The following is a 13575-nucleotide window of genomic DNA, read 5'->3' as shown; positions in this document are numbered from 1 at the left end:
GACGCGGGCCGGCGGGTTTGGCCGCGCCTGGGCGCGGCTTGGAGCGTGGGGGTAACGGCATGGGGCCTCAGCGGAACGGCGGCTCGTCGAAACTGCGCAGTTTACGCGAGTGCAGCGAATTCAGTTCGGTGCGCAACAGGTCGAGTGCGGCGATACCGATCTTCAGGTGCTGGCTGACGGCCCGGTTGTAGAAGGCATTGGCCGCCCCCGGCAACTTGATCTCGCTGTGCAACGGCTTGTCCGACACGCACAGCAGCGTGCCGTACGGCACGCGCAGGCGATAGCCCTGGGCGGCGATGGTGCCGCTTTCCATGTCCACCGCCACGGCGCGCGACAGGTTGATCAAGGGGCGCTCCTGGGCCCAGCGCAGCTCCCAGTTACGGTCGTCATAGGTCAATACCGTACCGGTGCGCAGGCGTTTTTTAAGCTCGTCGCCACGCTCACCGGTGACCTGCGCCGCAGCCTCCTGCAAGGCCAGTTGCACCTCGGCCAGCGCCGGGATCGGGATGTTGGGTGGCAGTACGCGGTCGAGGATGCCGTCGCGGCGCATGTAGGCGTGGGCCAGCACGTAGTCGCCAATGGTCTGCGACTGGCGCAGGCCGCCACAGTGGCCGATCATCAGCCAGCAGTGCGGGCGCAGTACCGCCAGGTGGTCGGTGATGTTCTTGGCGTTGGACGGGCCCACGCCGATGTTGACCAGGGTGATGCCATGGCCGTCGGCGGCAATCAGGTGATAGGCCGGCATCTGGTAGCGGTGCCACACCACGCCGGCCACCAGCGCCTGGGCCTCACCGTTGTCCATGGCCTTCTCGATCACCACGTTGCCGGGCAGCACCATGCGCACGAAACGCGGGTCTTCGCGCAGCTGTTCCAGGCCATGGGTGATGAACTGGTCGACATAGCGGTGATAGTTGGTCAGCAGGATCCACGGCTGCACATGGCGCCAGTCACTGCCGGTGTAATGCACCAGGCGGCGCAGCGAGAAGTCCACCCGCGCCGCGTCGAACAGTGCCAGCGGCAGCGGGTCGACGTTGGCCCAGTCATACAGGCCGTCGGCGATACCATCGGTGGCCGCCGACAGGTCGGTGCTGGGGAACACCCGCGCCAGCGCGGCAGCAGTGATGCCGGTGCCGGCCAGCTCGTCGCCCTGCTCCACCACGTAGGGGTAGGGAATGTTCTGTTCGCTCAGGCCCACTTCGACCATCACGGTGAAATCGCGCATCAGCGGCCCGAGCTGTTCGAGCAGGTAGCCGCGAAAGGCCGCCGGCTGGGTCACGGTGATGCTGTAGGTACCCGGCAACTGCACCTTGGCGTAGGCGCGGGTGATCACCGGCACTTCGCCCTGGTACTGGTAGGTCAGGCGCAGTTCGGGGTAGCGGAACTGTGCCCGCTCGGCCGCATCCGGTTCGGTTCGGTCCTTGAGGTAGCGCTTGAGCGCCTGGCTCAGGGCGGCGGTGGCAGACGCGTGCAGGGCCGCCAGACGATCGACGGCCTGCTCGGCGGTTTCTACGACAACGAAGGCTTCATCAGTACGGCTCACAATGTACTTCCTGTCTGACATGCATGGGCCCATCTTGCCTACATCCGTCGGCAAAGGCACGCCTATTAGAGCGGCCAGCTCGGTGTCGAGCGCTGCACCAGCGCCGCCACATCGACGCCCCTTGGCAACGCGCCGTACACCCGCCCATTGCCGCCCAGCCGGCTGGCGATGAACGCGTCGCTGACGGCGGCATTGCCCGCCTCCAGCAGCAACCTGGCCTGCAGCCCCAGCGCGATGTCTTCGGTGAGCTGGCGCGCGCGGTACTGGATGTCGGCGGTATCGGCAAACGCGGCCTTGAGGTTGCCGATATGCGCTGCCAGACGCCGGTCGCCGTGGCCATCACCCAGCTCGGCGAACAGTGTGTCGAGCACCCCGGGCTCCTTGGACAGGGCGCGCAGCACGTCCAGGCACTGCACGTTGCCAGAGCCTTCCCACGTCGAATTGACCGGTGCCTCGCGGTACAGTCGCGGCAGGATGCTGTCTTCCACATAACCGGCACCGCCCATGCATTCGGCAGCCTCATTGATCATCGCCGGCGCACGCTTGCAGATCCAGTACTTGCCCACGGCGGTCACCAGCCGGGCAAAGCGCACCTGATGCGCATCCTGCGGCGAGTCCAGTGCGTGCCCCATGCGCAGGCTCAGCGCCAGCGCCGCTTCGCTTTCCAGCGCCAGGTCCGCCAGCACGTTCTGCATCAACGGCTGCGCGGCCAGCACCCGGCCACCGACGGTACGGTGCGCACAGTGATGCGCGGCCTGGGTCAGCGCCTGACGCATCAGCGCACTGGAGCCGACCATGCAGTCGAAGCGGGTCATGGCGACCATCTCGATGATGGTCGGGACGCCCCGCCCTTCTTCACCGATCATCCAGGCCAGAGCACCCCGAAACTCGACTTCGCTGGAGGCGTTCGAGCAGTTGCCCAGCTTGTTTTTCAGGCGCTGGATATAGAACTGGTTGTGGCTGTCATCGGGGCGATGGCGCGGCAGCAGAAAACAACTCAAGCCCTTGTCGGTCTGCGCCAGGGTCAGGAACGCATCGCACATCGGCGCCGAGCAGAACCACTTGTGCCCTACCAGCTCGTAGGCCTGGGCGGGACCGGCGGCGCCAACCGGGTAGGCGCGCGTAGTGTTGGCACGCACATCGGTACCGCCCTGCTTCTCGGTCATGGCCATGCCCAGGGTCACGCCGACCTTGTGCCGGTCACCGATGTTGCGCGGGTCGTAGGTGGTGGCCAGCACCTTGGGCAGCCAGTACTCGGCCAGCTCGGGCTGCAGCCTCAGCGCCGGCACGGCGGCGAAGGTCATGGTCAGCGGGCAGCCAGTGCCGGCTTCGGCCTGGCTGTGCAGGTAGGTCATCGCCGCCCGCGCCACATGTGCCCCAGGACGCGGGTCGGTCCAGGGCAAGGACGGCAGGCCGTGCTCGATGGCCGTGCGCATCAGCTCATGATAGGCAGGATGAAACTCGACCAGGTCGATCCGCTGCCCGTAGCGATCATGGCTGCTGAACTGCGGCTTGTGCGCATTGGCCAGAAACCCCGCCGCCATCAGCGGCCCGCCCGCCAGCGCCCCGTAGGCATCGATCCGTGCCTCGGCCCAGCCGGCACCATAGCGCCGCGACCACTCCTGCAACGGCAGGTCGAGGCGATACAGGTTGGCGCCATCCAGGCTCGGCGGCTGGTTGGTCACGGCATGGGTTTCGGCGTACTGGTGCAGGTTCATGTGGGAGCTCCTGGCTGATCCGGACGTGATTTTCAGTGAATCACGCCCGGCCCCCGGCTCAAAGTGGCAAATCCGCCGAATCAGCCGCGATTTGCCACTGCGCCCAGCCCCCCGGCAATGCCGGGGGGCACCGGCGTAGTCAGGCTCAGCTCAAAGCAGCTGCCCTCACCGGGGCGTGACTCATGGCGCAAATGCCCGTCGATCAGGTGCGCCAGTTTGCGGCAGATCGACAGGCCGATACCCAGCCCTCCGTACTCGCGGCTCATGGAGCCATCGACCTGGAAGAAGCGCTGGTAGAGCACCGCGTCATCCAGGCAGGCAAAGCCGATGCCGCTGTCGCGCACGCTGAAGGTCAGGCCCTGCTGTGGCGCTGCCGGTTGGCGGGTGCGCACGGTCAGCAATACGCCGCCGCGATGGGTGAACTTGAGCGCATTGTCGAGCAGGTAACTCAGGCACATCGCCAGCTTGCGCCGATCGCCACAGACCATGTCCGGCAGGTCCATGCCCGCATCCAGGTTGAAGAACAGGCCCTTTTCCTGCGCCAGGGGCAGAAAGCGTACCCGCAGTTCGTGCAGCAGCCCGCGTACATTGAACAGCTCCGGCTGCGCACGCAGGCGGCCGGCCTGCAGCTCGGTGAGGATCAGGATGTCGTCGACCATGCGCATCATGTTCTGTGCCGCAGCACTGGCGGTGTGCTGGTACTGGCTCAGTTCCTGCTCGGTCGAGACCATCTGCATCAGTTCCAGCGAGCCGATCACCCCGTTCATCGGTGTACGCAACTCATGGGTCACGGTGGCGAGAAACTCGTCCTTGAGCCGGTTGCTGTGGGCCAGTTGCTGGTTGGCCTGCTCCAGTGCCTGCCCGGCTTCACGCAGGGTGCGGGCCTGCTCTTCGCGCATGCTGTTGATACGGTCGGCCAACGCCAGCGACAGCAGGCCCACCTCCAGCGCAGAACCGATCTGGCTGGCGTACATGGTCAGGAACACATTGGGCAGGTAGCCCAGCACCATCAGCGTGTTGACCAGGCCACCGAGCAAAAATGCCGACCAGGCGATGATGAAATAGCGTGCCACCCGCAGGCCGCGCCACCAGGCGAACAAGCCGGCGGCGAAGATGCTCACGGTGAACACCAGCGCCAGCGCGGTGGCCAGGCGCAGGGCGATGCCATAGCTGAAGCTCAGTGCCATGAGCATCACCAGCGCCGAGCAGCCGATCAGCACCTGGAGAAAGGTATCGAACCTGCGGCTGAGGCTGGCCATCTGCAGGAAGCTGCGGGCGAACTGACAGCCAAACAGCCCCGCTGCGCCAATGAACAACGGTGTACAGGCATTCGCCCACCCTGGACTGTCGGGCCAGAAATACGCGACCCCGGCGCCATTGACCGACACCTGGTACAGGCCGAACGAGGCGATGTAGAGGATGTAGTAGAGGTAACTGGTATCGCGCACGCTGATGTAGATGAACAGGTTGTACACCAGCATCCCCAGCAGCACCCCGTAGATCAGCCCGAGCATGTACAGGCGGGTCGGCTGGGCTTCCAGATAGGCATCGCCCGACCACAGGGTGAGCGGTGCCTGCACCGAGCCCTCGCTGTGCAGGCGCAGGTACAGGGTGGTCGATTGGCCTGGGGTGAACGGCAGGTTGAACAGGTAGTTGTCCTGGCGCAGCTGTCGGCTGGCATACGGCAAGGCATCCCCGGTGCGCTGCGCCAGGGCGTAATGCCCGCTGCCATCTGGCAGGTAGAGCTCCAGGTGGTCCAGCGGCGGGTAGGCCAGCTCCAGCAACCAGTTGCGCGGGGCGGCGTGTGGCGCAGCGACGTAGTGCAGGTCGAGCCGCACCCAGAACACCGAGGTCGAGTAGCCGGCGTTCAGCACCTCGCCCTGGTGCGCTCGAAACTGCGCGGCAAACGCCGGCGCGCTGACCTGGGCGATGCTCGCACTGCCATCACGGTCCTCGTACACCTGCATCAGCCGCCCCAGCGGCAACTGCGCGTGGCATCGTCGAAATCGACCGCACCGGCCAACAGTGGCAGCCAGCCCAGCAAAACAATCAGCAAATTGCGCATACAGCCCCAGCATGGTCTGCGCGGTTGCGTCGCGGTGGCCTCCTGTCCATTTGAGACGACGAAATCCGGCAGTACCTGTTATCGATTTGCGAGCACTCTAGCATAGCTTTCGGGCGTTGCCAGAGACGGTATAAAACTCAATGCAGAGGCTCTACCCCGGCACTTTCAGATGTTTCTTGAGGCATTGAGCAACCCCCTGCGCAAAAACTGTATTCCCGCGACAGACCCGCCAAAAGCGTTTGGTGGTAAGCTCGCGCACCATGAATACCTACAGCTCCCGCCCCGTTGTCCTCTGTCTCTCCGGCCACGACCCCAGTGGCGGCGCCGGCTTGCAGGCAGATATCGAAGCCCTGATCGCGCAAGGTTGTCACGCCGCCCCGGCCGTCACCGCCCTGACCGTGCAGGATACCGTCAACGTCAGTGATTTTCGCGTGCTCGACCGCGAGTGGGTACTGGCCCAGGCCAACGCCGTGCTCAACGACTCCAGCGTCGCGGCGGTCAAGCTGGGCATGCTCGGCTCGCTGGACATGGTCGACACCGTGGTCGAACTGCTCAGCGCCCACCCGCACCTGCCACTGGTGTGCGACCCGGTACTGCGTGCCGGCGGCGGCGGCCGTCTGGGCAAGGACGAGGTCGGCTACGCCATGCGCGAACGCCTGCTGCCGCTGGCCACCATCGCCACGCCGAACCTGCCCGAAGCACGCATCCTGGCAGAGCTGCCAGACGGCACGGCCGACCAGTGCGCAGAAAAACTCCTGCCGTTCGTCAAGCACCTGCTGATCACCGGCGGCCACGGCGACGAGCACGAAATTCACAACCGCCTGTACAGCCGCGACGGCCAGCACCACACCTGGACCTGCCAACGCCTGCCGGGTGACTACCATGGTTCGGGCTGCACCCTGGCCAGCGCCCTGGCCGGACGCCTGGCCCTGGGCGAGCACCTGCACAGCGCGGTGCGCTCGGCGCTGGACTACACCTGGCGTACCCTGCGGGACGCCGAGCAACTGGGCAAGGGCCAGTACGTACCACGCCGCCTGCCGCTGGATTTCTGTTCCTGATCGACCGCCCCGAGGCCTGCACGATGAAGTTACGTGGTTTGTATGCCATTACCGACAGCCAACTGTTGGCTGGCCGCTTTCTCTCCTACGTCGAAGCAGCCCTCGAGGGTGGCGTCACCCTGCTGCAATACCGCGACAAGAGCCAGGACGAAGCCCGCCGCTTGCGCGAGGCCGAAACCCTGATGAAGCTGTGCGAGCGCTATCGTACCCAGCTGGTGATCAATGATGACGCCGAACTGGCCGCACGCCTGGGCGTCGGCGTGCACCTGGGCCAGACCGACGGCCCGCTGACCCCGGCGCGGACCTTGCTGGGGCGCAACGCAATCATTGGCGCCACCTGCCACGCCCAGCTCGAACTGGCCGAGCAGGCGGCCCGCGAAGGTGCCAGCTATGTGGCCTTCGGCCGCTTCTTCAACTCGGTCACCAAACCCGGCGCACCGGCCTGTGACCTGGCCCTGCTGCAGCAGGCCCGCGCACGGATCAAGCTGCCGATTGCCGTGATCGGCGGCATTACCCTGGACAACGCCGCCCCGCTGGTCGCCCATGGCGCCGACCTGCTGGCGGTGATTCACGGCCTGTTCGGCGCCGACAGCACGGCCGAGGTCACTCGCCGCGCCCGCGCCTTCAACGCCCTGTTCGCATCTGCCTGATTGAGAGAGCCCGACATGTCTCGTTCCGAAACCCTGTTTGCCCATGCCCAGAAGCACATCCCCGGTGGCGTGAACTCGCCCGTGCGTGCGTTCAAGAGCGTCGGCGGCACGCCGCTGTTCTTCAAGCATGCCGAAGGCGCCTATGTCACCGATGAAGACGACAAGCGCTATGTCGACTACGTAGGTTCCTGGGGCCCGATGATCCTCGGCCACAGCCACCCGGATGTACTTGAGTCGGTGCGCAAGCAACTGGCCCACGGCCTGTCGTACGGCGCGCCGACCGCGATGGAAACCGAGATGGCGGACCTGGTCTGCTCGATCGTGCCGTCGATGGAAATGGTACGCATGGTCAGCTCCGGCACCGAAGCCACCATGAGTGCGATTCGCCTGGCCCGTGGCTTCACCGGCCGCGACAGCATCATCAAGTTCGAAGGCTGCTACCACGGCCACTCCGACAGCCTGCTGGTCAAGGCCGGCTCCGGCCTGCTGACCCAGGGCGTGCCAAGCTCGGCCGGTGTGCCGGCGGCATTCGCCAAGCACACCTTGACCCTGCCGTTCAACGACATCGACGCGGTGGCAAAGATGCTCGCTGAGGTCGGTCAGGACGTGGCCTGCATCATCGTCGAGCCAGTGGCCGGCAACATGAACTGTGTGCCGCCGGCACCGGGCTTTCTCGAAGGCCTGCGCAGCCTGTGCGACCAGCACGGCGTGGTGCTGATCTTCGACGAAGTGATGACCGGTTTTCGCGTGGCCCTGGGCGGCGCCCAGGCGCACTACGGGGTAACCCCAGACCTGTCGACCTTCGGCAAGATCGTCGGTGGCGGCATGCCAGTGGGCTGCTTTGGCGGCAAGCGGCACATCATGCAGCAGATCGCGCCGCTGGGCCCGGTGTACCAGGCCGGCACCTTGTCGGGCAACCCGCTGGCGATGGCCGCCGGCCTGACCACCCTCAAGCTGATCAGCCGCCCGGGCTTCCATGCCGAGCTGAGCGACTTCACCAGCCGCCTGCTCGATGGCCTGCAACAGCGTGCCGATGCGGCCGGCGTGCCGTTCGTCACCACCCAGGCCGGCGGCATGTTCGGCCTGTACTTCAGTGGTGCCGACGACATCGTCACCTTTGACGACGTGATGGCCAGCGACGCCGAGCGCTTCAAGCGTTTCTTCCACCTGATGCTCGAAGGCGGTGTGTACCTGGCGCCGAGTGCATTCGAAGCGGGCTTCACCTCGATCGCACACGGTGAAACCGAGCTGCAGATCACCCTGGATGCGGCCGAGCGGGCATTCGCCAAGCTCTGAATCCCTGGGCTGCTCTGCAGCCCTTCGCTGGCAAGCCAGCTCCCACAGGTGGTGCGTTGTACGCAGGTTCTGCACTTGCCCTGTGGGGCTGGCTTGCCAGCGAAGGGGGCGGAACCGGCAACACACACCGCAGCGTCTGCCCCCCTCGGCAGAAAATCGAGTAAAGACTTTGTAAGGTAGGCGCTGCTTATCCCATAATGTGCCACCAGACACATTGGCCGCAGCTTCGCAGAGGTAAGTCGATCACCATGAACCGCGCCGGCCGCGCCCTCGCACTGGGCTGCCTGTTGCTACTTCAGCCCCTGCTGGCCACCGCAGGCGGTAACTCGTTGCTGATCCCGGCAACAGGCCGCTGCACCCTCAATACGCCTGTCGACGAGCAGCAGCAGGCCCTGGCCAGCTGCCAGCAAGCGGCCCAGTCGGTGATGCGCAGGCGCAATTCGAGTTGGGCGAGTTCTACTACGACGGCAAGAACGCCCCGCAAGACCTGAACAAGGCCCTCACCTACTTCGAGCAAGCCTCGCTGCAAGGCCATGCCGAAGCGCAATACCGCCTGGGCAGCATGTTCTTTCGCGGTGAAGGTGTGGCGGCCAACAACGTGCAGGCCTATATCGTGCTGAAGATGGCAGCGGTCAATGGCGCCGAAGACGCCCTGGACCTGGCCGATGAAGTGTCGGCCAAGATGCCGCGTGACGAGTTGGAAGTGGCAACCCAGGTGCTTGGCCAGATCTTCCGCAAGTACTTGCTGGAACTGCAGACCGTCGACGGCCGCACCCCCTTCGCCCCGCTGCCGTAAAGCGCTGGGCTACTTCTCCGGCATCGGCATCGGGAACGGCATCACGTTGCTCACCCCGCGCGCCTCGCTGATCTTGGGCGTACCCAGGCGCTCTACCTCGTCGATGCGCACGATCGAATGCATCGGCACAAAACTGCGTACCACGCCTTCGAACTGGGCCTTGAGCTTCTCTTCGCTCGGGTCGACCACCACCTGCGTGCGCTCACCGAACACGAATTCCTCGATTTCGAGAAAGCCCCACAGATCGCTTTGGTAGATCTGTTTGGCGTACATCTCGAATACCTGACCCTGGTTGAGAAAGATCACTTTGTAGATAGGGGCTTCGCGCTTGGTCATTGTCGGCAGGAACGGTCGCAGGGGGAAATAAGTCGCAAACTATAACATAGGCACCAGGTCGACAACGCTAGGAAGCCTCGGCCACGGACTCTATAATGTGCGGTTCTCTGAATCACCTGATGATCACGCATGGCCAAGAAGCTTTATATCGAAACCCATGGCTGCCAGATGAACGAGTACGACAGCTCGCGCATGGTAGACCTGCTGGGTGAACATCAAGCCCTGGAAGTGACCGCACGGGCCGAAGACGCCGACGTCATCCTGCTCAATACCTGTTCCATCCGCGAACGGGCCCAGGACCGCGTCTACTCGCAGCTCGGCCGTTGGCGCGAACTGAAGGACCTCAAGCCCGACATGGTGATTGCCGTCGGCGGCTGCGTGGCCAGCCAGGAAGGTGATTCGATCCGCAAGCGCGCGCCCTATGTCGATGTGGTGTTCGGCCCGCAAACCCTGCACCGCCTGCCCGAAATGATCGACGCCGCGCGCAGCACCGGCCTGCCCCAGGTCGACGTGTCGTTCCCCGAAATCGAGAAGTTCGATCACCTGCCCGAGCCGCGCATCGACGGCCCCACCGCCTACGTGTCGGTAATGGAAGGCTGCAGCAAGTACTGCACCTTCTGCGTGGTGCCCTACACCCGCGGCGAAGAAGTCAGCCGCCCGTTCGACGATGTGCTGAGCGAGATCATCCACCTCGCCGAGAACGGCGTGCGCGAGGTCACCCTGCTGGGGCAGAACGTCAACGGTTATCGCGGCCAGACCCACGACGGGCGCCTGGCGGACCTGGCCGAACTGATCCGGGTGGTGGCTGCGGTCGACGGCATCGATCGCATCCGCTACACCACCTCGCACCCGCTGGAGTTCTCCGACAGCCTGATCCAGGCCCACGCCGAGGTGCCCGAGCTGGTCAAGCACCTGCACCTGCCGGTGCAGTCGGGTTCCGACCGGGTACTGGCGGCCATGAAGCGCGGGCACACGGTGCTTGAATACAAGTCCAAGCTGCGCAAGCTCAAGGCCGCAGTACCCGGTATCTGCATCAGCTCGGACTTCATCATCGGTTTCCCCGGCGAAACCGAAAAGGACTTCGAGAACACCCTGAAGCTGGTGAGCGATGTCGGCTTCGACTTCTCCTACTCCTTCATCTACAGCCAGCGCCCCGGCACGCCGGCCTCCGACCTGCCCGACGACACCCCCGAAGCGGTCAAGAAGGAGCGCCTCGCGGCCCTGCAGCACCGCCTTGACCAGCAGGGCTTCGAAATCAGCCGGCAGATGGTCGGCACCCTGCAGCGCATCCTCGTCACCGATTACTCGCGCCGCGACCCGGGGCAGTTGCAAGGGCGCACCGAGAATAATCGTATCGTCAACTTCCGCTGCGACAATCCCACCCTGATCGGCCAGTTCGTCGACATCCACATCGACGACGCCCGGCCACACTCGCTGTTCGGCTCGCTGGTGCAGTAAGGGCTCAACGCCGGGCGCAATGGCGCGCCCGGCGACCCTTGATCGTTTCAGCGCTTTCGCCATGGCGCGGGTGGGGTTATCCTTGAATTCATCCACATTGCCGTAGGGCGGCTAAAAACGACCTTGAACGCACCCATAGAACCTCATCGCTTCATCCTCGAGCCCTTCGAGGCTCATCGCTTCGCCAATCTGTGCGGGCAATTCGACGAGCACCTGCGCTTGATCGAACAGCGCCTGGCCATCGAGATCCGCAACCGCGGCAATCAATTCGAACTGATCGGCGAACCCAAGCTGACCTCCTCTGCCGAACAGCTGCTGCGCCGCCTGTATCGCGAGACCAAGGCCACCGAGCTGTCGCCGGAAATGGTCCACCTGTTCCTGCAGGAATCGGCCGTTGAAGCGCTGGAAAACCCGGCCGTCAACGAAGTCAGCGTTTCGCTGCGCACGCGCAAGGGCATGATTCGCCCGCGCGGCCTGAACCAGCAGCGCTACGTCAAGGAAATCCTCGGCAACGACATCAATTTCGGCATCGGCCCGGCCGGTACCGGCAAGACCTACCTGGCCGTGGCCTGCGCGGTCGACGCGCTGGAGCGCGAACAGGTGCGCCGCATCCTGCTGGTCCGCCCGGCGGTCGAGGCGGGCGAGAAGCTCGGCTTCCTGCCTGGCGACCTGGCACAGAAGATCGACCCCTACCTGCGCCCGCTGTACGACGCCCTGTACGAGATGCTCGGCTTCGAGCACGTGGCCAAGCTGATCGAGCGCCAGGTAATCGAGATCGCCCCGCTGGCCTACATGCGTGGTCGCACTCTGAACAACAGCTTCATCATTCTCGACGAAAGCCAGAACACCACCGTCGAGCAGATGAAGATGTTCCTGACCCGTATCGGTTTCGGCTCCACGGCCGTGATCACCGGCGACATCACCCAGGTCGACCTGCCACGCGGCACCAAATCGGGCCTGGCGCACGTCATCGGTGTGCTCAAGGACGTGCCGGGCATCAGCTTTACCCATTTCCAGCCCAAGGACGTGGTGCGCCACCCGTTGGTACAGCGCATCGTGAAGCCTATGAACGCTTCGAAAACGCTCAGCAGGACCCGACCGAAGGCAAACCGCGCAATGCTTGAGCTCGATCTGCAACTGGCAAGCGATGCGCCCGCCCCAAGCGAACAGCAGTTCCGTCAATGGTGCGCCCTGGCCCTGCGCCAGCGCACAGCCGACTCGGAACTGACCATTCGCCTGGTCGACGAGGCCGAAGGTCGCGAGCTGAACCACACCTGGCGGCACAAGGACTACGCCACCAATGTGCTGTCCTTCCCCGCCGACGTGCCCGACGACCTGCTCGACATCCCGCTGCTGGGTGACCTGGTCATCTGCATTGCGGTGGTCGAGCGCGAGGCCGCCGAACAGGGCAAGGCCCTGGAGGCCCATTGGGCGCACCTGGTCATCCACGGCTGCCTGCACCTGCTCGGTTACGACCACATCGATGACGATGAGGCCGAAGAAATGGAAGCACTGGAACGAACGTTGCTTGCCGAACTGGGTCACCCCGACCCGTACGCCGATGACGAACACGACGCACCCCACACTGATATCTGCAAGGATCACGAGTAACCGCCATGAGCGAAGATCGATCGAGCAACGGGCAAAAGTCCTGGCTGGGCAAACTGACCCAGGCTTTTGCCCATGAGCCGAAAAACCGCCAGGAGCTCCTCGAGCTGCTGCGCGAAGCGCACCAGAACAAACTGCTGGACAGCGAAGCGCTGACCATCGTCGAAGGCGCGATTCAGGTCGCCGACCTGCAAGTGCGCGACATCATGGTGCCGCGCTCGCAGATGATGAGCATCAAGGCCTCACAGACCCCGCGCGAATTCCTGCCGGCGGTGATCGACGCCGCGCACTCGCGCTACCCGGTGGTCGGCGAAAGCCATGACGACGTGCTCGGCGTATTGCTGGCCAAGGACCTGCTGCCGCTGATCCTCAAGGAGAACGGCGACACGTTCAACATCAAGGACCTGCTGCGCCCGGCCACCTTCGTGCCCGAGTCCAAGCGGCTGAACGTGCTGCTGCGCGAGTTTCGCGCCAACCACAACCACATGGCCATCGTCATCGACGAATACGGCGGTGTGGCGGGCCTGGTGACCATCGAAGACGTGCTCGAACAGATCGTCGGCGACATCGAGGACGAGCATGACGTCGAAGAAGACAGCTACATCAAGCCGCTGCCCAGCGGGGACTTCCTGATCAAGGCGCTGACCCCGATCGAGAACTTCAACACGTTCTTCGACAGTGAGTTCTCCGACGACGAGTTCGATACCGTGGGCGGCCTGGTCATGAGTGCCTTCGGCCACCTGCCCAAGCGTAACGAAACCACCGAGATCGGGCCGTATCGCTTCCGCATCCTCAATGCCGACAGCCGCCGGATCCACTTGCTGCGCCTGACCCCCATCACCCGTTAAGGACAACCATGCGCTGGATCACCCGCCCCGGCTGGCCCGGTAACCTGCTGGCCGTGGCGGCCGGCGCCCTGACCCCGCTGACGCTGGCGCCCTTCGACATCTGGGCGCTGGCGCTGCTGTCGCTGGCGCTGTTCTACCTCGGCCTGCGCGAGCTGAGCCCGCGCCAGGCGCTGTGGCGCGGCTGGTGCTACGGCTTCGGCCT

Annotated in this window: 9 protein-coding genes and 4 pseudogenes; 9 read left to right on the top strand and 4 right to left on the bottom strand. The window is 64.6% G+C overall.

The genetic code is table 11. The features are described 5' to 3' along the window. Positions 1-67: 67 nt before the first annotated feature. The 3 genes and pseudogenes from amn to G3436_RS06565 form a co-directional block, all read right to left on the bottom strand. On the bottom strand, positions 68-1573 hold the full coding sequence (gene amn / locus G3436_RS06575) for an AMP nucleosidase (RefSeq protein ID WP_163942666.1): 1506 nt from the start codon (positions 1571-1573) through the stop codon (positions 68-70). 32 nt (positions 1574-1605) lie between these two features. Next, positions 1606-3258 carry an acyl-CoA dehydrogenase family protein gene (locus tag G3436_RS06570; protein ID WP_163942663.1) on the bottom strand — a complete coding sequence of 551 codons (1653 nt, stop codon included), beginning with the start codon at positions 3256-3258 and terminating at the stop codon, positions 1606-1608. Positions 3259-3338: 80 nt separating this feature from the next. Next, a pseudogene (locus G3436_RS06565) lies at positions 3339-5323 on the bottom strand (7TM diverse intracellular signaling domain-containing protein). Between the two features lie 260 nt (positions 5324-5583). On the opposite strand from G3436_RS06565, the gene G3436_RS06560 reads away from it, so the two are divergent. The 4 genes and pseudogenes from G3436_RS06560 (at position 5584) to G3436_RS06545 (ending at position 9123) form a co-directional block, all read left to right on the top strand. Continuing rightward, positions 5584-6381, top strand: a complete 798-nt coding sequence (locus G3436_RS06560) for a hydroxymethylpyrimidine/phosphomethylpyrimidine kinase (RefSeq protein ID WP_163942660.1) — start codon at positions 5584-5586, stop codon at positions 6379-6381. Between the two features lie 23 nt (positions 6382-6404). Next, positions 6405-7031: a thiamine phosphate synthase gene (gene thiE / locus G3436_RS06555; protein WP_163942657.1), complete on the top strand. Its 627-nt coding sequence runs from the start codon at positions 6405-6407 to the stop codon at positions 7029-7031. Between the two features lie 15 nt (positions 7032-7046). After that, a complete protein-coding gene (gene hemL, locus G3436_RS06550) occupies positions 7047-8327 on the top strand; it encodes a glutamate-1-semialdehyde 2,1-aminomutase (RefSeq protein WP_163942654.1) in 1281 nt (426 codons plus the stop codon). Between the two features lie 248 nt (positions 8328-8575). Continuing rightward, a pseudogene (locus G3436_RS06545) lies at positions 8576-9123 on the top strand (tetratricopeptide repeat protein). Positions 9124-9132: 9 nt separating this feature from the next. On the opposite strand, the gene G3436_RS06540 reads toward G3436_RS06545, so the two are convergent. Beyond that, positions 9133-9459: a DUF1820 family protein gene (locus G3436_RS06540; RefSeq protein ID WP_038606593.1), complete on the bottom strand. Its 327-nt coding sequence runs from the start codon at positions 9457-9459 to the stop codon at positions 9133-9135. 129 nt (positions 9460-9588) lie between these two features. Here G3436_RS06540 and miaB point away from each other — a divergent pair, with 129 nt between their 5' ends. The 5 genes and pseudogenes from miaB to G3436_RS06515 form a co-directional block, all read left to right on the top strand. Continuing rightward, the gene (miaB, locus tag G3436_RS06535) at positions 9589-10917 is read left to right on the top strand and encodes a tRNA (N6-isopentenyl adenosine(37)-C2)-methylthiotransferase MiaB (RefSeq protein ID WP_163942651.1); all 1329 of its coding nucleotides are present in this window, start codon (positions 9589-9591) and stop codon (positions 10915-10917) included. Positions 10918-11040: 123 nt separating this feature from the next. Continuing rightward, a pseudogene (locus G3436_RS06530) lies at positions 11041-12041 on the top strand (PhoH family protein). Next, positions 12034-12528: an rRNA maturation RNase YbeY gene (gene ybeY / locus G3436_RS06525; protein ID WP_163942648.1), complete on the top strand. Its 495-nt coding sequence runs from the start codon at positions 12034-12036 to the stop codon at positions 12526-12528. The pseudogene G3436_RS06530 and the gene ybeY overlap by 8 nt, the downstream one beginning before the upstream one ends. 5 nt (positions 12529-12533) lie before the next feature. Next, on the top strand, positions 12534-13373 hold the full coding sequence (locus G3436_RS06520; RefSeq protein ID WP_163942645.1) for an HlyC/CorC family transporter: 840 nt from the start codon (positions 12534-12536) through the stop codon (positions 13371-13373). 8 nt (positions 13374-13381) lie between these two features. Continuing rightward, positions 13382-13575, top strand: a pseudogene (locus G3436_RS06515) (apolipoprotein N-acyltransferase); the annotation flags it as partial.

Origin of the sequence: Pseudomonas brassicae (assembly GCF_010671725.1) — a bacterium.
Classification (GTDB): Bacteria; Pseudomonadota; Gammaproteobacteria; order Pseudomonadales; family Pseudomonadaceae; genus Aquipseudomonas; species Aquipseudomonas brassicae.
This window is presented reverse-complemented; position numbering and strand designations above follow the sequence as displayed.

Coding starts and splice junctions, on each gene's coding strand:
- miaB (WP_163942651.1), top strand. CDS start 9,589: ATGGCCAAGAAGCTTTATATCGAAACCCATGGCTGCCAGATGAACGAG.
- G3436_RS06570 (WP_163942663.1), bottom strand. CDS start 3,258: ATGAACCTGCACCAGTACGCCGAAACCCATGCCGTGACCAACCAGCCG.
- G3436_RS06560 (WP_163942660.1), top strand. CDS start 5,584: ATGAATACCTACAGCTCCCGCCCCGTTGTCCTCTGTCTCTCCGGCCAC.
- amn (WP_163942666.1), bottom strand. CDS start 1,573: ATGGGCCCATGCATGTCAGACAGGAAGTACATTGTGAGCCGTACTGAT.
- G3436_RS06520 (WP_163942645.1), top strand. CDS start 12,534: ATGAGCGAAGATCGATCGAGCAACGGGCAAAAGTCCTGGCTGGGCAAA.
- G3436_RS06540 (WP_038606593.1), bottom strand. CDS start 9,459: ATGACCAAGCGCGAAGCCCCTATCTACAAAGTGATCTTTCTCAACCAG.
- ybeY (WP_163942648.1), top strand. CDS start 12,034: ATGCTTGAGCTCGATCTGCAACTGGCAAGCGATGCGCCCGCCCCAAGC.
- thiE (WP_163942657.1), top strand. CDS start 6,405: ATGAAGTTACGTGGTTTGTATGCCATTACCGACAGCCAACTGTTGGCT.
- hemL (WP_163942654.1), top strand. CDS start 7,047: ATGTCTCGTTCCGAAACCCTGTTTGCCCATGCCCAGAAGCACATCCCC.